Source organism: Corynebacterium sp. SCR221107, from assembly GCF_027886475.1.
In the GTDB taxonomy this organism is placed as follows: domain Bacteria; phylum Actinomycetota; class Actinomycetes; order Mycobacteriales; family Mycobacteriaceae; genus Corynebacterium.
Map to the genome: position 1 here is coordinate 2,569,259 of NZ_CP115670.1, position 21,098 is coordinate 2,590,356.

Below are 21,098 nucleotides of genomic sequence, written 5' to 3' on the forward strand. Positions count from 1 at the left end.
ACGCCTCGCCCCTCATGAGTCTTAACTCCTACCCCTCCCAGTTCCTCGCCGGAAACAAGGCGCCGCAGCCGCGCACACTGCTAGACATCCTGCTGGCCACCGCACGCAACCACCCCGAGGCCGCCGCCATCGACGACGGCACCATCATCACCTACGCCGAGCTCATCGAAGAGGTCACCGCGCTGGCCCACTTCCTGCACACCCAGGGCATCAAGCGCGGCGACCGCATCGGCATCCGGATGCCCTCCGGGCACAAGGAGCTCTACATCGCCATCCTGGCCACCCTCGCCGCGGGCTGCGCATACGTGCCCGTGGACGCCGATGACCCGGACGAGCGCGCGGAGATGGTCTTCGGCGAGGCCGGGATCAACGGGCTCTTCGACGCCGACGGCTTCCACATGATCCGCACCACCCCCGGCGGGGATACCCGCGCCCCACGCCTGGACAACTACGCATGGATCATCTTTACCTCCGGCTCCACCGGCAAGCCCAAGGGCGTCGCGGTCACCCACCGCAACGCCGCGGCCTTCGTCGACGCCGAAGCCCAGATGTTCTTAAGTGACTCCCCCGGCGGGCCACTGGGCCCCGACGACCGCGTGCTCGCCGGGCTGTCTGTGGCCTTCGACGCCTCCTGCGAGGAGATGTGGCTGGCCTGGGCGCACGGCGCCTGCCTGGTGCCCGCCCCACGCTCGCTGGTGCGCTCCGGCATGGACCTAGGCCCCTGGCTCATTCGCCGCGACATCACGGTGGTCTCCACCGTGCCCACGCTGGCGGGCATGTGGCCGGCCGAGGCCTTGGACAATATCCGCCTGCTCATCGTCGGCGGCGAGGCCTGCTCGGCGGAGCTGGTGGAAAAGCTCTCGACCCCGGAGCGCGAGGTGTGGAACACCTACGGCCCCACGGAGGCCACCGTGGTTGCCTGCGGTACCCAGCTCCACCCCGGCAAGGAGGTCTCGATCGGCCTGCCGCTGGCGGGATGGGACCTGGTGGTCGTGGACGCCGAGGGCAACCCGGTGGGCATCGGCGAGGTCGGCGAGCTCATCATCGGCGGCGTGGGCCTTGCCCGCTACCTGGACCCGGACAAGGATAAGGAAAAGTACGCGCCGCTGCGCTCGGTGGGCTGGGCGCGCGCCTATCGCTCCGGCGACCACGTGCGCCTGGAGGAGGACGGCCTCTACTTCGTCGGCCGCATCGACGATCAGGTCAAGATCGGCGGACGACGCATCGAGCTCGGCGAGGTCGACGCGAACCTCGCCGCCCTGCCGAATGTGCGCCAATCCACCGTGGTGGTCCAGGAGGTCGCGGGGCAGAAGGTGCTGGTCGGCTACGTGTCCTTGGAGGATGCGGGCATCGAGTTCAATCAGGAGCTCGCCCACCGCCGCCTGGCCGAGACCATGCCGGCGGCGCTGGTTCCGCGCATCTGCGTGATGGAGGACCTGCCCGTCACCACCTCCGGCAAGGTGGACAAGAAGGCCCTGCCGTGGCCGCTGCCGGGAACGGAGGCCAACACCGAAGGCCTGGACCCGGTGGAGTCGTGGCTGGCCGGGCTGTGGGTTAAGGTGCTGGGCACCTCCGTCGACGGCGCGGACGCGGACTTTTTCACCTTGGGCGGCAGCTCGCTGGCCGCGGCCACCCTGGTGGGGCGCATCCGCCACCGGGTGCCCACCGTGGCCGTGCGTGACCTCTATGACCACCCGCGCCTGGGCGCCTTAGCCGAGCGCGTCCGCACCATCGCCGCCGACACCGGCATTGACCTTGACTTCGCCGACACCTCCGTTTCGCTTGCCGACGCCAAGGTGTCCGCCTCCTCCCCCACACCCGCTCGTCGGGTGCGCCCCGTCGGTGTCGGCACGCGCCTTACGCAGGGACTCATCCAGATCCCCATCATGACCCTGCAGGCCACCAACTGGCTGGCGATCCTGCTGCTCATCAACAATACTGCGGCAACCGCGGGCGTCACCTGGGCCCGCCACTATAACTGGTGGCTGGTGGTCGCCATGCTGGTGGTGTTTTCCACCCCGCTGGGCCGGCTGCCGCTGGGCGGCTACGGCGCCCGCCTGCTCACAGCCGGTATTACCCCCGGCACCTACCCGCGCGGCGGGGCCACCCACCTGCGCATCTGGGCCGCCGAGCGGCTGGCGGATGCCTCCGGCTCCCGGGCGATCAGCGGCGCGACGTGGGTTAACTACTATGCCCGCGCGCTCGGGGTGAATATCGGGCGCGGCGTGGACCTGCACTCCTTGCCGCCGGTGACTGGGCTGCTCACCTTGGGCAAGCACTGCTCCATCGAACCGGAGGTGGACCTTTGCGGCTACTGGGTCGACGGCGACACCCTGCGGGTGGGTTCGATCACCGTGGGCAATAATGCCCGCGTGGGCGCGCGCAGCACACTCATGCCGGGCACGGTCATCGGGGCGGACGCCCACATAGAGGCCGGGTCGACCGTCACCGGCGATAAGCCCGTGAAGGCGGGCGCGCGCTGGTCGGGCTCGCCCGCGCACAAGGTGGGTCGCTCCAAGCACCGCTTCCCTAGCGAGCACCCGGCGAGGCGCTCGCGCTGGGTGCCCATCTATGGGGCATCCTCCATCCTGCTGGCGCTGCTGCCGCTGGGCGCCCTCGCCCTCGGTGCCGCATTCATGGTGGCGCTGACCCATCGCCTCGGCGGTAATCCATTCTTAGGCCTGGTGGCCACCGCCCCACTCGGCGCGCTGGTGGCCTTCGCCTGCTACATGGTGCTCATCTGGATCCTGGTTCGCCTGTTGTCCATCGGCCTACAACCGGGCGTGAATCCGGTGCGCTCGGCGGCGGGCTGGCGAATCTGGCTCATCGAGCGCCTCATGGACGACGCCCGCACGCAGCTGTTCCCGCTCTATGCCTCGCAGCTCACCCCGCTGTGGCTGCGCAGCCTGGGCGCGCGCATCGGCAAGGACGTGGAAGTTTCCACCGCGGTGATGGTGCCGAAGCTGGTAGAAATCCGCGACGGCGCTTTCCTCGCCGACGACACCCTCATCGGCGGCTATGAGCTCGGCGGCGGCTGGATGCTGTCGGGGGAAACCCGCATCGGGAAGCGCTCGTTTGTGGGCAATTCCGGCATCGCGGGCCCGGACCGCAAGCTGGGCAAGAATTCGCTGGTGGCCGTGTTATCCTCCACGCCGAAGAAGGCGAAGGCGGGCAGCAACTGGTGGGGCTCGCCCCCGGAGCGCATGCGAAGGGTGGAGGTCACCGCCGGCGAGGGCGAGCAGCGCACCTACAACCCCGGCTTCAAGCTCAAGGCGCTGCGCGGTGCGGTGGAGACCCTGCGTCTGTTGGCGCCGATGACCTCGGCTGCCCTGGCCACCGTCTTCCTTTCGGGGCTGCAGTGGCTGCTGCTAAACCACGGGTTGGCTGTGGCTTGGCTGCTCGGCGGTCTGCTGCTCATGGCGCTCGGCGTGGTGGCGATGGTGATAACGGTGGTGGTCAAGTGGGTGTGCGTCGGCAAGCATAGAAAGGCCGATCACCCCTTGTGGAGCTGGTTCGTGTGGCTTAATGAGCTCCAGGACGCCTTCGTGGAATCGGTGGCCGCGCCCTGGTTCCTCCTGCCGAATCTGGGCACTGGTTCGCTAAACATGGGCCTGCGTGCTTTGGGCGCGCGCATCGGCCGCGGGGCGTGGATCGAGTCCTATTGGTTCCCGGAGACCGACCTGTGCCGCATCGGTGCAGGTGCCACCGTCGGCCCGGGCTGTGTGGTGCAGACCCACCTGTTCCAGGACCGCGTGATGAGCCTGGATACTGTCACGCTTGCCGACGGCGCCACCCTCGCCGCACATTCCGTCGCCTTGCCCGCCGCGTTCATCGGCGACGGCGCCATCGTGGGCCCGGGTTCGCTGGTCATGCGCGGCGACCAGGTGCCCGCCGGTACCCGCTGGCAGGGCAACCCGATCGAGCCCTGGGGCAAGAAGTAGACGGATCGCCTTCCCGCACGAGGCTGTCCGTGAAGGGCCTCCTCGGCCGGGGCTTCAAGTTTGCGGTCGACAAGACTCGGTCGAAAAGACCCTGTTTTTATACCCCCCCTGGGTATTTTTGGCACTCCGTTCGACGGTTTCCATTCGACCGCAAATGTGAAGCCCTACCGCGTCGATGCCGGTCAACAAGACGAGGGCCGTCCCCACACACAGAAAAAGCGGCCCGCACTCACGGACCGCTAAAGTCTTTCGCGCCAGACAGCTGACCCTCTGCCGCAAAAGCTTGCTTATGTGCGCTAGTCGCCGATCTGGTCGCGCCCACGCATGACGATGAGCGGATCGGGCTCGCCGACCACCTCGTGGTCTTTGTTCGTGTACTCAAACTTCGACAGGATGTAGCGCATGGCGTTGATGCGGGCGCGCTTCTTGTCATTCGAGCGGATGGTGATCCACGGGGACTCGTCGGTATCCGTGTAGCGGAACTGCTCCTCCTTGGCGCGGGTGTAGTCATCCCAGCGATCCAGGGAGGCCAGGTCCATCGGCGAGAGCTTCCACTGGCGCACTGGATCCACCTGGCGGATGGCGAAGCGGGTGCGCTGCTCCTTTTGGGAGACGGAGAACCAGAACTTGGTCAGCGAAATCCCCGAGCCCAGGATCATGTTCTCCAGCATGGGCACCTCGCGCAGGAACTCGGCGTGCTGGGACTCGGTGCAAAAGCCCATGACGCGCTCCACACCGGAACGGTTGTACCAGGAGCGGTCGAAGAAGACGATCTCGCCGGCACACGGGAAGTGCTGAATGTAGCGCTGGAAGTACCACGAGGTGGACTCGCGCGGGGATGGCTTCTCCAATGCCACGATGCGCGCTCCACGGGGGTTGAGGTGCTCATTGAAACGCTTAATCGACCCACCCTTGCCGGCGGCGTCGCGGCCTTCGAAGAGGATGATGTGGCGCTGGCCGGTGTCCTTGGTCCAGTTCTGCCACTTCAGCAGCTCGATCTGCAGGGCGCGCTTCGTCTTTTCGTACTCTGCGCGCGTCATGCGCTCTTCGTAGGGGTAATCCTCGCGCCACGTATCGATAGGGGTTCCATCGGGTGCGAGGAGGATCGGGTCATCCTCATCTGAATCGTCGACGATGTAGCCTTCGGTTGCTGCGAGGTCGATGACGGGGAGGTCGTTATCAGAGTCAGCCATGCCTTGATTTTAGCGCCCAGCGCCAGCCAATGTTGGCTATCAATACCCCCGCTTGTGCCAGCTCACAACTTTTTCACGGTCTTCCTGTTGTTTGCTTTCCGACGCCCCCAGCTCCCCCGAACGCACCAAACCCCGGTCCAAAGACCGGGGTTTTAGTGAAGCTGATCTATCAGCGCTTGAATTAAGCGAAGATGTTGATCAGGTCAGCGATAGCGCCAGCAGCCTTTGCGAAAGGCTCAAGCAGGGTGAAGATGTTTTCCAGGCCGGAGGAAAGAGAAACGACGGTGTTCATATGAAAACTCCTTTAAAAGATTGACATTAGGCTTGGCTCCCAACTTGGGAGAAGCCACCGGTTAATTACTTGGCAGCAGAAGACAGCTCGGTGACCAGGCCAGGCAGATCCTTGAGCTTGCCGAGAGCCTCGGCGACGCCGGTCAGTTCCTTGAGAGCCAAGACGGCGGTCTTGAAGTTGGAGAGCTGATCTGCGATGTAAGAGAGGTCCATGAGTTTTCTCCTCTTGTGGGGCCAGCAGGTGCTGGCGTGGGTTTCCAGTTTGCTGACACCCTTGGAGGGCGTCACCTCTGTAAGTGTGCCACATATTCTCAAAGTTTCAAGTGAACCGAGAAAAAACTCGACTTGAGATTCTATGAAGCGATAGAGAAATTTCACAAAACTACAACGGTGGCGAAAAACGGCTTCAACCTTGGAAAATGGCAGAATCCTCGCCTTAGCTAAAGCTCCTCGTAGACGCGAGTTTATAAAAATGTGACCATTTTTGTAACGACCTCGTGCGCCTCGCCGATTATGCAAATCTGCGAAAAGTTGCTCACACGACAGGTGAAAAATCCCCGCAAAATCACCCCATTTCGGGGGCTATGCTGGGGACTGATCGAGCGAAGAATAGGGAGCAGACTCTAAGCCATCACCTGCCCTTCCGGCGCGCAACACACGGCCTAATCCCCAAGATTTTTCATTAGGACACACCCGGCCTTCGGCCATGAACGACCAAACAGACCACAACGCCCCCTGAGGGCGCGTAAGGCGCCGCCCAGGGGGCGTTGAGGAGTCTGTATATATAAGACGGTGAGCGTTCAGGCTTAGAAGCCCATGCCACCCATCTCGTCAGCACCCGGCATAGCAGGAGCAGCAGGCTCCGGCTTGTCGGCAACGACAGCCTCGGTGGTCAGGAACAGGGCTGCGATGGAGGCAGCGTTCTGCAGGGCAGAGCGGGTCACCTTCACCGGGTCGTTGATGCCAGCGGCCATGAGGTCGACGTACTCGCCGGTAGCGGCGTTGAGGCCCTGGCCGGCAGGCAGGTTCGAGACCTTGTCGGCGACAACACCCGGCTCCAGGCCTGCGTTGAAGGCAATCTGCTTCAGCGGAGAAGAGAGTGCCTCGCGGACGATCTTGACACCGGTGGCCTCGTCACCGGTCAGGTCCAGGTCGCCGTCCAGGACGTGTGCGGCCTGCAGCAGGGCGACGCCACCGCCGGCGACGATGCCCTCCTCGACAGCAGCCTTGGCGTTGCGCACGGCGTCCTCGATGCGGTGCTTGCGCTCCTTGAGCTCGACCTCGGTGGCAGCGCCGACCTTGAGGACTGCAACGCCGCCGGCCAGCTTGGCCAGGCGCTCCTGCAGCTTCTCGCGGTCGTACTCGGAGTCGGAGTTCTCGATCTCGGTGCGGATCTGGTTGACGCGGCCCTGGATCTGGTCGGCGTCGCCGGCGCCCTCGACGATGGTGGTGTCATCCTTGGTGACAACGACCTTGCGTGCGCGGCCGAGCAGCGGGATGTCGGCGGTATCCAGGGACAGGCCGACCTCCTCGGAGATGACCTGGCCGCCGGTGAGGATGGCCATGTCCTGCAGCTGGGCCTTGCGGCGGTCGCCGAAGCCCGGAGCCTTGACGGCCACGGACTTGAAGGTGCCGCGGATCTTGTTCACGACCAGGGTGGACAGGGCCTCGCCCTCGACGTCCTCGGCGATGATCAGCAGCGGCTTGCCGGTCTGCATGACCTTCTCCAGCAGCGGGAGCAGGTCCTTGATGTTGGAGATCTTGCCGGAGACCAGGAGGATGTACGGGTCCTCCAGGACTGCCTCCAGGCGCTCCATGTCGGTTGCGAAGTAGCCGGAGATGTAGCCCTTGTCGAAGCGCATACCCTCGGTCACCTCGAGCTCAACGCCGAAGGTGTTGGACTCCTCGACGGTGATGACGGACTCCTTGTTGAGCTTGCCGCCACCGACGGCGTACATAGCCTTGGCGATCTGGGCGCCGATAGCGGGGTCCGCGGCGGAGATGCCTGCGGTTGCGGCGATCTCTTCCTCGGTCTCGATCTCCTTGGCCGAAGACAGCAGCTGCTCGGTCACAGAGGCAACAGCCTTCTCGATGCCGCGCTTGATGCCCATCGGGTTCGAACCTGCGGCCACGTTGCGCAGGCCCTCGCGGACCAGTGCCTGTGCCAGCACGGTCGCGGTGGTGGTGCCGTCGCCGGCGACGTCGTCAGTCTTCTTGGCAACTTCCTTGACCAGCTCGGCGCCGATCTTCTCGTAGGGGTCCTCGAGCTCGATCTCGCGAGCGATGGAAACACCGTCGTTGGTGATGGTCGGGGCGCCCCAGCTCTTCTCCAAAACGACGTTGCGGCCCTTCGGGCCGAGGGTGACCTTCACGGCGTCGGCCAGAGTGTTCAGGCCACGCTCGAGGCCGCGGCGTGCTTCCTCGTCAAAGGCAATGATCTTTGCCATGTGTTTGTGCTCCTTATTATTTATCGGACGACACTCACGTCTATTTCAGTGCCATATAAGCGCCCGCGACGGCACGGAAGGTCGAGTGTGAACACTTCCTCACTTATATGAACAGCCAATGGGACCAACGCCCCGCAAGAGGTGTTTGTTCCCTTTTTCTGTTTTCGCTTAGCACTCAAAGCTAGCGAGTGCTAACACTGTTTTTAGCAGTCACTACCGCCGAGTGCAAGATATTTCGCCGAGGGCGGACACGGTGGGCGTCGGCAAGCATATGCAAGTCGAACTAGGATCGGTAACTATGACTACAACAGATACCGGCACCATCCGCGCCCACATCGAAGGCGACCGCGAGGGGATCTGGAACGACCTCTCCCAGATCACCTCGTACAACTCCGTGCACTCCGTCCCCGAATGCGCCAGCGACCACGCCGCCGCCTGCGCCTGGGTGGTCGAGAACATGAAGAAGGTGGGCCTGGAGGTTACCGAATACCCTTATGAGGGCGGGGCCACTACCGTCATCGGCGCCAAGCCCGCCGTCGGGGATGCGCCCACCGTCTTGCTGTACTCGCACTACGACGTCGTGCCCGCAGGCGACCCGGCCGCTTGGACCGCCGACCCCTTTACCCTCACTGAGCGCGACGGGCGCTGGTACGCCCGCGGCGCCGCCGACTGCAAGGGCAACCTGGTCATGCACTTTGCCACCCTGCGCGCGCTCAACGCGCTTGGCGGCACCGACCTGGGCATCAAGTTCCTCGTCGAGGGCTCCGAGGAGCAAGGCGGCGCGGAGCTCTCGCAACTTATCGCCACCCGCCCGGAGCTTTTCGACACCGATGTCATACTCATCGCCGACTCCGGCAACGCCGCCGTGGGCGAGCCGACGCTGACCACCACCCTGCGCGGCGGCGCCCAACTGACCGTTACCATCGACACCCTTCAGGCCGCCGTACACTCGGGTTCCTTCGGCGGCGCCGCCCCGGATGCCGTGGCAGCACTTGTGCGCCTGTTGGACACCCTGCGCGATGAGCACGGCCGCACTGTGATCGACGGCGTGGACACCACCACCAAGTGGCCCGGCACCGGCTACGACCGCGACACCTTCCGCAAGGACGCGGGCCTGCTCGAGGGCACGCAGATCATGGGCACCGAGGACGACGACCCGGCCGACATGGTCTGGGCGCGCCCGGCCGTGTCCATCACCGGTTTTAGCTCGACCCCGGTGGACAAGGCCGTCAACGCCGTGCCCGCCACCGCCTCCGCACGTCTGAACCTGCGCGTTCCCCCGGGACAGGACGCGGCCACTGTCGCCGAGGCGCTGAAGGCACACCTTGAAAACCGCGTGCCGTGGGGCGCCCACATCACGGTCGATGTCGAAGACATCAACCAGCCGTTTAGCGCCACCACCACCGGCCCGGCCATCACCTCTTTCGCCTCCTACCTGCGCGAGGCCTATGGCAACAAGGAGCTCACCATCATCGGCTCCGGCGGCTCAATCCCGCTGTGCGCCGAGCTTTTGGAGGCCGTCCCCGGCGCCGAGCTGGCCCTGTTCGGCGTAGAAGAGCCGCAGTCCACCATCCACTCCCCCGACGAGTCCGTCGACCCCAGCGAGATCATCGACATCGCCGTCGCCGAGACCGCTTTCCTGTTGAACTACGCCCGTTAAGCCATCCCCGCACCAACCCGCAGCCATGCTTGGTTGCGGGTTTTTTGCTTTCCGACGATCACCGCCCCGCGCCTGCATGAAAATGACCCACCCCTGCGGTGACCCAGCATCCATCGTCCCCCTCGAATCCCAGTAACACTCTCACGTCAGATGTGTTAACAACACTGCAAGCACGCAAACCCCCATACCCGGTAAGTGAGCATTCAACGAAAATTAAGAACCTCGGCTCTCAAAATGCCCCCTATGCTGGCGCAATCCCCCTTCAACGAGCCTTAAGTCCCCCTTCTCACACAAGGAGTCTCACCATGAAGCGATTTGTCTCCGCCATCGCCGCCACCGCGGTGGCAACCGCCGGCATCATCGCCGCCCCGGCAGCCGGTGCAGCGACCGTCGCGTACGCAGGAAACCAAAAGTGTTCGATCCAAACCACGGTTGAAGAATGGCGTGAACTTTGCTGGTCAGCAAACCACATCTACGAAATTAGTCGCTCGGATCCAGAAACTTTCACCCTCGCAAAAGCAACCGATCGCAAGCAGGAGCTGGAGCTCTATATCCAGGAGACCATCTCCGACCCGCAAACCTCGGCAGAAATCTACCGCTCCAATATGCTCCACGATGTCGTAGACGCCTACAGCCCCTGCATCGCCCTCATCAACAAGGCTGGCGCGACCCCGCTTCCGGGTACGCCTACCCCTGGAACCACTACCCAGCCAGCACCGAACCAGCCACAGGCCCCCCTCCGATAGCTCCATCAGCTCCGCGGACAGCTCCTCCGCAGCCAGGATGCCATTGATGGCATCCTGGCTGCGCTGACCCCGCTGGTTAAGCAGATGGCCGTCATCAGTGAAGCATTTCGCTAAATAGCCTTGCTCCGCCGACCATGTCGGAGAGCCGCTAATTATTAGGCAAAGCCCGCCCCGTGCGGGCTTTTTGCCTTGCCCACTACACACAAGGTAAGAAGATCATCCTTCCTGGCGCCGAAATTGACCCCTGGGGCGGGCACCGTAGGCGTCGGAAAGCAAGGAAATAGGGGCAAAGGCTACCCCTGCGCGGTTGCGGCGGTGCGGGAGGGGTGCATGGCGTGGTTTTCGCATGTCAACAACTGGCATGACCACATAAATGCAGGTAATGGCAGTTGTGGTACGTCCATAATGGTTTTTACCCCCGGTTGTCAACTTCCATGCGGGGTATTTGCGCGCATGTGTGACGGTTATTACTATTCGGGTTGTGACTTACACCATTGAACTCTCCAAGCGGGCGCTAGTGCTCGGTAGCGCGGCCAGCGTAGACCGAGTGCTTTGGGCTACGTACCCGTTTGTGGGATAGGGACTGACTCCCCACATTCGGGGAGTAGTCGTTAGAACCCAAAACTAGAGAGTCGGTCCACCTTAACCGAATTGATCCCCGCCGGACTTTCACACCTTTGAAAGCATCCCCGCGACCCGGATCTTTTTAAGCTCCACCCCTTGAAAAGCTTTTTTCAGGCCACACATTCACTTTAGGGACCGAATCAATGTCTACTCCAGTCTTTTCCGATACCCGCACCACCTTCGGCAACACCAAGACCTCAACGTTTACCACCTTCATCCACAGCCCGCGCCCACAGGAGACGGACTTCTTCACAGACCCGGCAGGGTCGAACACCCGCATCTTCGCCGAGGATCCCTTCCGCGCCCGCTTCGGGCACCGCCTGCCACGCGGGCTGCGCGAGGAGGCCAAGGGCATGCAATGGCGCACCTTCCTCGCCACCTACGCACCGGCATCGGACATGCGCATGCAGTTCACCCACATCGAGAAGCTGCGCGGTGCACACCAGCGCTACTGCGCGGAAATCACCGAGACCATCAACGGCCACCGCGTCACCCGCGCCCGCGAGGTCATCGCATCCGGACCGGTCCAGGCCTGCTCCAATATCTTGGGCGATCTGGGACGCCGCGTTGAAATCCACAGCTTCCACCAGTTTGAGATCTTCGAAGCCACCGTCACCTTCGTCTACGCAGGAAACAACAAGGATCGTCACTGGGCCATGGGCTTCGGCGGCACCCGCGAGCAGTCCGCCTGCGCCGCCATGACAGCAGCAGCCGAGATGATCTACGGATAGTTTTTTCATCGCACGCAATCAAAAAAATTCTGGGCCCGGCCGGCGATCGGCTGGACCCGTCGCGTGTGTGAGGGTGGGTTTTATACAGCGCAGCAAACTCAGCGACGGGCATGAGCGAACGCTGTTCGTGGTCCGCGTTCGCAGGCGGGCACACCCGAAGCGCCCACCTGCCTGCGCGATTTCCGCTACACTGTCGGTTGTGTGAGTCGCGCCACGGGCAGGGATTCTTCCGCGCTGCAGCAGTGCAGTACTGGGGTTTTTCTGTTCAATGCGCGGTGTGACAAATTGAGCACTGCCCGGGCAGGGCGTAGTGATTTCTTTGTGGCTTCGACGAATGGTGCGCCTTACCACCACCATTGTTCGCATGCTCAAAGATAAGGAGCCTACGACCCCTTGCTCTTGCTCTTGCTTGCCCTCGCCGGTGCCTCCCTCATCGCCCCCTTCCTCATCCGCGCCCTCGGGCCACGTGCCTTCGGAATCATCGCGCTTGCGCCCCTGGCCGGATTCATCTGGGTGTTAACTCACTACGCCCGCGGAACCTTCGCGGGTGGTGGCGCCCTGCACGCCAACTATGGCTGGCTGAGCAGCGCGCACCTCGATATCACCCTGCGGATGGACTCCCTCGCCGCGCTGTTTAGCCTCATCATCCTGGGCATAGGCACCCTCGTACTCATCTACTGCTGGGGCTACTTCGACGCCGCCCCGCGGCGCCTGCGCTACTTCTCGGCGCAGCTGACCGGCTTCGCCGCCGCCATGTACGGGCTGGTGATCTCCGACAACCTGCTGCTGCTCTACGTGTTCTGGGAAATCACCTCCATCTTGTCCTTCCTGCTGGTGGGCTACTACGGCGAACGCGCCTCCTCCCGCCTGTCCGCCGAACGCGCGCTCATGGTCACCACCCTCGGCGGGTTGGCGATGCTCGTGGGCATCATCGTACTGGGGCACCAAACCGATGTGTGGACGCTCAGCGGCCTGGCAGACTACGGCCTTGAGGGAACCCACCACATCACCTACGCCATCGTCCTTATTCTGGCCGGTGCCTTGTCCAAGTCCGCCATCGCGCCCGCGCACTTCTGGCTGCCCGGCGCGATGGCCGCCCCGACGCCGGTATCGGCCTACCTCCACTCGGCCGCGATGGTCAAGGCCGGCATCTACCTGGTCGCCCGCATGTCCCCGGACTTCAACTTCACCCCGGTCTGGCACCTGGTGATCTTGACCCTGGGTACGATCACGATGGTCATGGCCGGTTGGATGTCGCTGCGGCAAAAGGACCTCAAGCTGGTCTTGGCCTATGGCACCGTGAGCCAATTGGGTTTTATCGTGTGCGTGGTGGGGATCGGATCCCGGGAGGCGCTCATGGCGGGTTTGGCGCTGACGTTCGCGCACTCGATGTTCAAGGCGGCGCTGTTTATGGTGGTCGGCGCCATCGACCACACCACCGGCACCCGCGACTGCCGGGAGCTGTCCGGCCTGGGGCGCAGGTCCCCGCTGCTGTTCGGGGTGGCTGTGGTGGCGGCGGCCTCGATGGCGGGCATCCCGCCGCTGTTTGGCTTCATTGCCAAGGAGGCCGTGTTTGAGGAGGTCTTGCACGAGCCGCTTCTGACGGGTATGCCCGGCAAGATGCTTCTGACGGGCATGATCGTGGGCTCGGTGATGACGATGGCCTATTCGCTGCACTTCCTGCACGGGGCCTTCGCCACCAAGCCGGGGACCCACTCCTCCGGCGGCGGGACCTCTCCCGCGGTGGCGAACATGCACGCGATGCGCGCCCCGCTGTGGGTTCCGGCGCTGCTGTTGGCGTTGAGCTCCTTGGTCTTTGGCCTGTATCCGGCGGGCCTGGACTTTGTTATCGGCACCCACCTGGACTCGGTGTTTCCCGGAGAGAAGGCCACTCACCTGGCCTTGTGGCATGGTTTCGGCGCGCCGTTGGCTATCAGCGCGTTCATCATCGTAGCGGGCTTGGTGATCTTCTGGCAGCGGGCCGTGGTGGCCAAGGCCTATTTCCAGGAGCCCGCCCTGGGCAATGCGTCGGCCGCCTATGATGCGGTCATCAGCTTCCTGCGCCATCTCTCGCTGAAGCTGACCGCCTCCACGCAGCGCGGCTCGTTGATGCTGAACCTGGCCACGATCTTCGTGGTTTTGGTGATCACCCCGACCACCTTGCTGTTTTTGGGTGCGCGCACCGATGTGCGCATGCAGCTGTGGAACAACCCGCTGGAGGGGGTGACGGCGGGCATCATCGTGGTGACGGCGATCGCCGCAGCGATCACCCACAACCGCCTGTCAGGCCTGCTGATGGTGGGGGCCACCGGTTTTGCGGTTTCCTTCATCTTCGCCACTTACGGGGCACCCGACCTGGCGCTGACCCAGCTTCTGGTGGAAACCATCACCGTGGTGGTGTTCATGTTGGTGCTGCGCAAGATGCCGCCGGACACGGTGTGGCGGGCAGGGCCTAAGGCCACCCGCGCGCGGGCGTGGCTGTCGATCGCGGTGGGCGTGGCCGTGGTGGTGTTTATGGTGTTTGCCCAAAACGCGCGCACCACACAGCCGGTGTCTGTCTGGATGTCGGATCTGGCCTACGAGATCAGTCACGGCGCCAATACCGTCAACGTGTTGCTGGTGGACATCCGTGCCTGGGATACCTTGGGCGAGATCTCCGTGCTGGTCATCGCGGCGATCGGCATTGCCTCGCTGATCTACCGCAACCGCAGCTTCGACCGCGGCTCGCGCCGACCTACCCTGCGGGTGGCGGGCAGGCGCTGGTTGGCCGTGGCTTCCTCGGCGGAAAAGCAGCGCAACCGCAGCCTGCTCGTCGACGTTTCCACCCGCGTGCTGTTTCCCTCCATGATCGTCATCTCGTTCTATTTCTTCTTCGCAGGCCACAACGCCCCCGGTGGCGGCTTCGCCGGCGGGCTGGTGGCCTCATTGGCGATCACGTTGCGCTACCTGGCGGGCGGGCGTGAGGAGCTGGAGGAGGCCTTCCCCGTGGATGCCTCCCGCGTGTTGGGCACTGGCCTTTTGTTGTCCGTTGCTACCGCCTTGGCGCCGGTGTTGATGGGTCTGCCGGTATTGACCAGCCTGTACTACCCGCTCATGATGCCGGTCATCGGCAAGGTTTCCTTGTCGTCGGTGTTGCTTTTCGACGCCGGCGTCTACCTCATCGTCCTCGGGCTGACCATCAGGATCTTGGACACCCTGGGTGGCCAGCTCGATCAGGACGAGCAGATGCGCAAGCAGCGCGCCCGCGATCGCGCGCGCCGGCTGCGCAAGAACGCAGAAAGGCTCAAGGCCGAGAATGCGGCCCGGATGGAAGCGGCGCGGGGTGCGTCGTTAAGCACTCCAGCTACCGCGCAGGCCACGAGCACGAAGGAGACACAGGAAAGACACGTACACAACGAACAGCAAGGAGGAAGGACGCGATGATTGCCAATCTTTCCCTTCTCATCGCCGCCGGCGTGCTCATCGCCGCGGGAGTGTACCTCGTGCTTGATCGCGCGATGACCAAGATGGTCCTCGGCCTGCTGCTTCTGGGCAACGGGATGAACCTCCTGCTGCTGCAGGCAGGCGGCGACCCCGGCTCCCCGCCGATCAAGGGCCGCGAGAGCTCACTTTTCGGCGATCAGATCGCCGACCCGCTGGCCCAGGGCATGATCCTTACCGCCATCGTCATCTCCATGGCAATGACCGCGTTCATCCTGGCGCTGGCCTATCGCCAGTACCGTTACCGCACCGAGGACGTCATCGAGGATGACTCCGAGGACGCAGCGGTGGCCGCGCGCCCGCGCCTGGCCTCGGCCGCCCCCGACCACGATGCCTCCGATGACCCGGAGACGGGCAAGGTCACCGACGCCGGCGACGGCTTCGGCCCGCACTCATTCGAGCAACCAGTCAAGGAGGACACCAGTGACTAATACCGGCGACCTCTACACCATGCTCGTATCCTGGCTGCCTACGATGGTTCCGCTGCCGATCATCCTGCCCGCCCTCGGCGCGGCCGCTGCGCTGGTGGCCTACAAGCGCCCCAGCCTGCAGCGGATCGTCACCATCGGGGTGCTGTTCGTGCAGATCATCTTGTCGATCACCCTCGTCTTATTGGTCGATCAGGAAGGCATCCAGACCCTCCAGGTCGGCGGCTGGGACGCCCCGGTGGGTATCACCCTGGTGGCCGACCGTTTGTCCACCCTCATGCTGGCCGTGAGCTCGCTCGTGCTGTTTTGCGTCATGTGGTACGCCATCGGCCAGGGCCTGCGCGACGGCGACGAGGACGACCCGGTGTCCGTGTTCTTGCCCACCTACCTGCTTTTGTCGATGGGCATTAACGTTTCCTTCCTCTCCGGCGACCTGTTCAACCTCTACGTCGGCTTCGAGATCTTCCTCGTGGCCTCCTACGTGCTGCTGACCCTGTCCGCCTCCGAGGCCCGGGTGCGCGCGGGCGTGTCCTATGTGATGGTCTCCATGATCTCCTCCATGGTGTTCGTGCTCGCGCTCGCGCTCATCTACGCCTCGGTGGGCACCTTGAACATGGCGCACATCTCCCAGCGCATGGCCGACGTGCCCGCGGGCACCCAGGCCATGATCTTCGCCGTACTCTTGGTCGCCTTCGGCATCAAGGCCGCGGTCTTCCCGCTCGATAGCTGGCTGCCGGACTCCTACCCCACCGCCCCCTCGCTGGTCACCGCGGTGTTCGCGGGCCTTTTGACCAAGGTGGGCGTGTACTCCATCATCCGGATGCGCACCGTCGTGTTCACCGACGGCTCCCTCGATACCCTGCTCATGTGGGTGGCGCTGGCAACCATGCTGGTGGGCATCTTGGGCGCGATGGCACAAAATGACATCAAGCGTCTGCTCAGCTTCACCCTCGTCAGCCACATCGGCTACATGATCTTAGGCGTGGCCCTAGGCACCGCCCAGGGACTGTCGGGGGCCATCTTCTACGCCATCCACCACATCCTGGTCCAGACCGCCCTGTTCCTGGTGGTCGGACTCATCGAACGCCAGGCTGGCTCCTCCTCCCTGCGCCGGCTGGGCTCGCTGGCCAAGTCCTTCCCGCTGCTCGGCGTGCTCTACATGTTCCCGGCCATGAACCTAGGCGGCATCCCACCGTTTTCCGGTTTCCTGGGCAAGGTCATCGTGCTCGAGGCCGCCGCCGAGCAGGGCGGGACGCTGTCCTGGCTGCTCATCGGCGGTGCGGTGATCACCTCCCTGCTGACGCTGTACACGATGGTCGTGGTGTGGTCGAAGGCCTTCTGGCGCGACCGCGCGGATGCGCCCGAGGGCAATACCGCCATCGTGCGCCCCACCGTGTTATCCGATGTCACGGAGGAGACGACCATCGCCGAGCGTGCCGACGTCGGCCGCCCGCCCGCGGGCATGGTCGCCGCCACCTCCGTGCTGGTGGCTTGTTCCCTGGGGCTGACGGTAGTCGCAGGCCCCGTCAGCGCCGTGACCACCAGGGCGGCCAACTCCGTCCAGGACACCAGCACCTACCAGGACGCGGTGCTCGGCTCGGGGCGCTATGGCGACGACCTCGACCCCACCCGCACGCTCGACCAGGAGTCCAACGCGGAAGTGTCCGACTCCCTGCCGGGCCGCAACCTCCAAGACGCCGCGAGCACAACGACCACCCCGACGTCGGCACGCACGATTGAAACCGACAGCGCTACCGGCACGGACGACACTGACGCAGGCACCAAGGAGGAAAGCGAATGAGCGGACTCAAGAGGCGCTTTCGCCCCTACTTCACCGCGTGGGCGGTCGTTATGTGGGTGGCGCTGCAGGGCGAACTCAGCGTGGGCAACGTGCTCGCCGGGCTCATCGTCGGTCTGGGTGTCTCCCTGCTGCTGCCGCTGCCGGCGATCCCCAGCGGCAATATCTGCATCCACCCCGGGCCACTCATGGTGCTCCTGTGGTACTGGCTGCTCGGGCTTATCCACGGCGCCTTCGCGGTGGCCTGGATCTCCCTGCGCCCGGCCGCCCCACCGACCACCGCCATCATCACCGTGCCGATGCGCGTGGAATCCGAACTCATCCTCGCCTTCGGCACCACCTTGTATAACCTGCAGCCCGGCGGCACGGTGACCGACATCGACGTGGGCAACCGCGAATGGACCGTGCACCTGCTCAAGGCCGAATCCCAATCGGAGATCGACCAGGCCCGGGCAGCGGTCGCCATGCTGGAGAAAAGACTCATCGCCGCCTTCGAAAGGGGAGCCCAGTGAACCCAGAGGTCTATAACACCGTCCTCCTGGTCATCGCCTGCGTCTTCGCGGTGTCCTTCATCCTTACCAACTACCGCATCCTCGCCGGACCGAACTCCATCGACCGCTTGCTGGGCATGGACGGGCTCTCGGCGATGATCCAATGCGCGCTGGCCACCTATATCTGCTGGACGCTGGATACCTCCGTGTCCTACGCCATGCTGGTCGTGGCGATGCTGGGATTCATCTCCACCGTCTCGGTGGCGCGCTTTAGGAAGCGAGACGATGCCTGATGCTCACCGACGTCTTATCCCTCATCTTCATCGGGCTCGGCGCCCTCTTCGTGCTCTCGGCCTCCATCGGGCTGGTGCGCTTCAAGGACTCCCTTTCGCGCGTCCACGCCATCACCAAGCCGCAGACGGTGGGTCTCATCCTCACCGTCATCGGCGCCATCATCCGGGTGATCGGCTCGCCCGACTTCAACATCGCCCACCGCGGCGACCTCGGCATCCTCGTGCTGCTCGTTTTGTTCGCGCTGATGACCGGGCCCGTCACCGGCCAGCGCGTCGGCCGTGTCAGCCGCCGCGAGGGGCTCTACGGCCCGCCGGATCACCTCAGCGTCAACGAGGCACCGGCCCAGCGCGCCGTCAAGCGCAAGCGCTAGGCAGCGCGGGCAGTGCTTGCTCGTGCTTGCTTGAGCTTGCACGTGCTCGCTTAGGTTCGGCGTTGGGGGTGCGGGGGCACGGCGGTGCGCACGCTTCCCGCGCCCCGGCCCCCACGGTGGCGGCTAAGCCCCTAAGATGGCCACCGTGCGTACTTGCCGAAGCCTGCCCACCTTGTTAATCATCGCCTGGCTATTCGCGGCCCTCGTCCTCGTCAAGGAATTCAGCCTCGATGCCTCCCAGCGCGTCTTCCAGCCCGAGCCGGTCGACCTCCAGGTCTACCGGCTGGCCGGGCAGCACCTGGCCGAGGGCGGGCAGTTGTACGCCGGCGACTTCATCCCCGGGCTGCCCTTTACCTACCCGCCGTTCGCCGGGGCCTTCTTCGAGCTTTTCACGTCCGTACCGAGCCAGGCTGCGACCTGGTTGTGGCAGGTGCTCAATTTCCTCGCCCTGGTGTGGGTGATCGCGGCCACCATGCACACCACGCTGCGGGCCAGCATGGGCACCTGGGCACTGGCGGTGGGCCTGGCCGTTGCCTCATTCGGACTCGATTCCATTCACGGCAGCTTCTATTTCGGTCAGATCAACGTGGTGCTCATGGCGTTGGTGGCGCTGGATTTCTTGCCCCGGCGCACCTTCGGCGGGGTGGGCGTGGGGCTTGCCGCCGGCATGAAGCTCACACCTGCGTTTTTCATCGTGGTCTTTCTCGCCCAGGGCCGCTACCTCGCCGCCGCCGTCGCTGTGGTGACCTTCCTCATCACGGTGGGCATCGGCTTTGCCACCATCCCGGATGCGGGGCAGTTTTGGACCCAGGCGATCTCCGATTCCTCGCGGGTGGGCACCCACGATAATCCCGGCGCGCAGTCGCTGTTGTCGGTGCTCACACGGGTTTTCGAGCAGCCCAGCCAGCTGGTGTGGCTGCTGGCCGTGGCCGTGACGGTGGCCTTGGTGTGGTCGGCTGCGCGCGCAGCCCGGCGCAATCACAGCCCCGGGTGGGCGCTGGGGCTAGGTGGCATAGGTGCGTGCCTGGTCTCGCCTTTTACGTGGTTCCACCATTGGGTGTGGCTGGTGCCGGTGCTGGTGTCCTTGCTGCTTAGCCTCGATGGGCTGGGCAACGCGGTGCTGGGGCGTGCGGGGACCGGGGTGGTATCGGGCACGGCATTATCCCCGCTTGCGCGCGGGTTGTCTCAGCTGGTGGGGCTTTTGGCCCTTGGGGTGTGCGCGGTGGTGGCGTTGCCGCAGGTGACCGCGGCGCTATCCCCCGACTGGAGTTTCTTCGCGCATGCGCAGACCCCCACCGACCCACGCAACGCGCTGTTCGTCGGCGTCGGCGTGGTGCTGTTGGTCGGCTATGTGCTTGCCGACGTCGCCCGCGCCGCACTTCGCCGCGGTACGCAGGCGGCCGCAGCCTCCGCCGTGGCCGGGGCCGTGTGAGTTTTTAAGGCAGCAGCTCATCCATTTCCTGGCAGGTGGCATCCACCGCATCCTCCCAGGAGCCGGTCTCGCGATAGATCGAGCGCTGGCGCTGATAGCCCGCGCCGCGGGCGATGATCTCGTTGACGCGCGCCAGCTCTTTCTCGCAGCCGAATTCGGCCGCCAGCGGCGCAAGCTTGTCCAGCCAGTCCTTGAGATCCTCGGTGACCAGGCGCTCATCGGTGGCGCGGGAGGTAATGACGATGGCCTCGAGGCCGTAGCGAGCCGCGCGCCACTTATTTTCGGCCACGTGCCAGTCCTGCAGGGTAGGCAGGGGCTCGCCCGCATCGATCATGCGGTCGAAGTACACCACGAGCAGGTGTGTCAGCGCCACGATGGCCGAGAGCTCGCGAAGGTTGCTGGTGGCATCGGAGACGCGCACCTCGATGGTGCCCCACTTGCCGGCGGGGCGGATATCGAAGTGCATGCTGCCGGTGTGGTTGATGACCCCTGAGATGTCCTGGTCGCGCATGTAGGACTCCCACTGCTGCCAGTTGTCAAACTGGTAGGGCAGGCCTGCGGTGGGAAGCTGCTGGTAGAGCATGGTGCGGTTGGAGGCATAGCCGGTGTCGATGCCGTCCCAGCCCGGCGAGGAGGCCGACAGCGCCAACAGGTGCGGATACATGGTCAGCATCGCGTTGATGATCGGCCAGACCCGGTCCTTGTCGGAGACGCCGACGTGGACGTGGATGCCCCAGATGAGCATCTGGTTGCCCCAGTACTGGGTGCGCTCGATGATCTCCTTGTAGTGTCCCTTCTCGCTGACCGGCTGGGTGCGGAAATCGGAGAAGGGGTGCGAGCCGGAGGCCCACAGGCGCAGGCCCTTTTCCTCCACGACGGGGCGCAGCGCGTCGATGCAGGTCTCAAGGTAGGCGGTTGCCTCGCCGGCGTTGTGGCACACGGGGGTCACCAGCTCGATCGTGTTGGCCAGGAACTCCCGCTCGAAGTGCAGGTCGGGGTGGGTGGTTGCCACCTCGGAAAGGACCTCCCCCGCGCGCGGGACGAGGTCCCTGGTCTGCGGGTCGATGAGCGCGATTTCCCACTCCACTCCCACGGTGGGGTTGGCGGATGCGTTAAACGGCTGGGTCATGGGGACCACCTTTGGGTGCGGGACGAACGGGCGTTATGAACCG

At 64.4% G+C, this 21,098-nt stretch carries 15 protein-coding genes; 11 read left to right on the forward strand and 4 right to left on the reverse strand.

All coding sequences use genetic code 11. From position 1 onward, the window contains the following. Positions 1-14: 14 nt before the first annotated feature. Positions 15-3,941 carry a Pls/PosA family non-ribosomal peptide synthetase gene (locus PAB09_RS11255; RefSeq protein WP_271033738.1) on the forward strand — a complete coding sequence of 1,309 codons (3,927 nt, stop codon included), beginning with the start codon at positions 15-17 and terminating at the stop codon, positions 3,939-3,941. 296 nt (positions 3,942-4,237) lie between these two features. Here the strand turns inward: PAB09_RS11255 and ppk2 are convergent, their stop codons facing one another. The 3 genes from ppk2 to groL all read right to left on the reverse strand — a co-directional run bounded on the left by ppk2 (position 4,238) and on the right by groL (position 7,872). Continuing rightward, positions 4,238-5,134 (reverse strand): polyphosphate kinase 2, encoded by an 897-nt coding sequence (gene ppk2 / locus PAB09_RS11260; RefSeq protein ID WP_271033739.1) that lies wholly within the window; start codon positions 5,132-5,134, stop codon positions 4,238-4,240. Positions 5,135-5,491: 357 nt separating this feature from the next. After that, on the reverse strand, positions 5,492-5,638 hold the full coding sequence (locus PAB09_RS11265; RefSeq protein ID WP_271033740.1) for a hypothetical protein: 147 nt from the start codon (positions 5,636-5,638) through the stop codon (positions 5,492-5,494). Between the two features lie 593 nt (positions 5,639-6,231). Continuing rightward, positions 6,232-7,872: a chaperonin GroEL gene (gene groL, locus PAB09_RS11270; protein ID WP_271033741.1), complete on the reverse strand. Its 1,641-nt coding sequence runs from the start codon at positions 7,870-7,872 to the stop codon at positions 6,232-6,234. Between the two features lie 298 nt (positions 7,873-8,170). Between groL and PAB09_RS11275 the strand changes: the two genes are divergently transcribed. The 10 genes from PAB09_RS11275 to PAB09_RS11320 all read left to right on the forward strand — a co-directional run bounded on the left by PAB09_RS11275 (position 8,171) and on the right by PAB09_RS11320 (position 19,926). Continuing rightward, complete coding sequence (locus PAB09_RS11275; RefSeq protein ID WP_271033742.1) at positions 8,171-9,532, forward strand: dipeptidase; 1,362 nt, start codon at positions 8,171-8,173, stop codon at positions 9,530-9,532. 305 nt (positions 9,533-9,837) lie between these two features. Next, on the forward strand, positions 9,838-10,278 hold the full coding sequence (locus PAB09_RS11280; protein WP_271033743.1) for a hypothetical protein: 441 nt from the start codon (positions 9,838-9,840) through the stop codon (positions 10,276-10,278). 767 nt (positions 10,279-11,045) lie between these two features. After that, complete coding sequence (locus tag PAB09_RS11285; RefSeq protein ID WP_271033744.1) at positions 11,046-11,633, forward strand: acetyl-CoA acetyltransferase; 588 nt, start codon at positions 11,046-11,048, stop codon at positions 11,631-11,633. Positions 11,634-12,026: 393 nt separating this feature from the next. Then, positions 12,027-15,056: a Na+/H+ antiporter subunit A gene (locus tag PAB09_RS11290; protein WP_271033745.1), complete on the forward strand. Its 3,030-nt coding sequence runs from the start codon at positions 12,027-12,029 to the stop codon at positions 15,054-15,056. Then, positions 15,053-15,544: a Na(+)/H(+) antiporter subunit C gene (locus PAB09_RS11295; RefSeq protein WP_271033746.1), complete on the forward strand. Its 492-nt coding sequence runs from the start codon at positions 15,053-15,055 to the stop codon at positions 15,542-15,544. The genes PAB09_RS11290 and PAB09_RS11295 overlap by 4 nt, the downstream gene beginning before the upstream one ends. 19 nt (positions 15,545-15,563) lie before the next feature. Continuing rightward, a complete protein-coding gene (locus PAB09_RS11300; protein ID WP_271035382.1) occupies positions 15,564-17,342 on the forward strand; it encodes a Na+/H+ antiporter subunit D in 1,779 nt (592 codons plus the stop codon). Further along, positions 17,339-17,851, forward strand: coding sequence for a Na+/H+ antiporter subunit E (locus tag PAB09_RS11305; RefSeq protein ID WP_271033747.1), 513 nt, complete (start codon positions 17,339-17,341; stop codon positions 17,849-17,851). The genes PAB09_RS11300 and PAB09_RS11305 overlap by 4 nt, the downstream gene beginning before the upstream one ends. Continuing rightward, positions 17,848-18,123 (forward strand): monovalent cation/H+ antiporter complex subunit F, encoded by a 276-nt coding sequence (locus tag PAB09_RS11310; protein ID WP_271033748.1) that lies wholly within the window; start codon positions 17,848-17,850, stop codon positions 18,121-18,123. Before PAB09_RS11305 ends, PAB09_RS11310 begins: the two co-directional genes overlap by 4 nt. Beyond that, complete coding sequence (locus PAB09_RS11315; RefSeq protein ID WP_271033749.1) at positions 18,123-18,494, forward strand: monovalent cation/H(+) antiporter subunit G; 372 nt, start codon at positions 18,123-18,125, stop codon at positions 18,492-18,494. Before PAB09_RS11310 ends, PAB09_RS11315 begins: the two co-directional genes overlap by 1 nt. Positions 18,495-18,639: 145 nt before the next feature. After that, positions 18,640-19,926, forward strand: a complete 1,287-nt coding sequence (locus PAB09_RS11320) for a glycosyltransferase 87 family protein (RefSeq protein WP_271033750.1) — start codon at positions 18,640-18,642, stop codon at positions 19,924-19,926. A gap of 4 nt (positions 19,927-19,930) precedes the next feature. Here the strand turns inward: PAB09_RS11320 and PAB09_RS11325 are convergent, their stop codons facing one another. Beyond that, positions 19,931-21,055: a glutamate--cysteine ligase gene (locus PAB09_RS11325; RefSeq protein ID WP_271033751.1), complete on the reverse strand. Its 1,125-nt coding sequence runs from the start codon at positions 21,053-21,055 to the stop codon at positions 19,931-19,933. Positions 21,056-21,098: the final 43 nt, after the last annotated feature.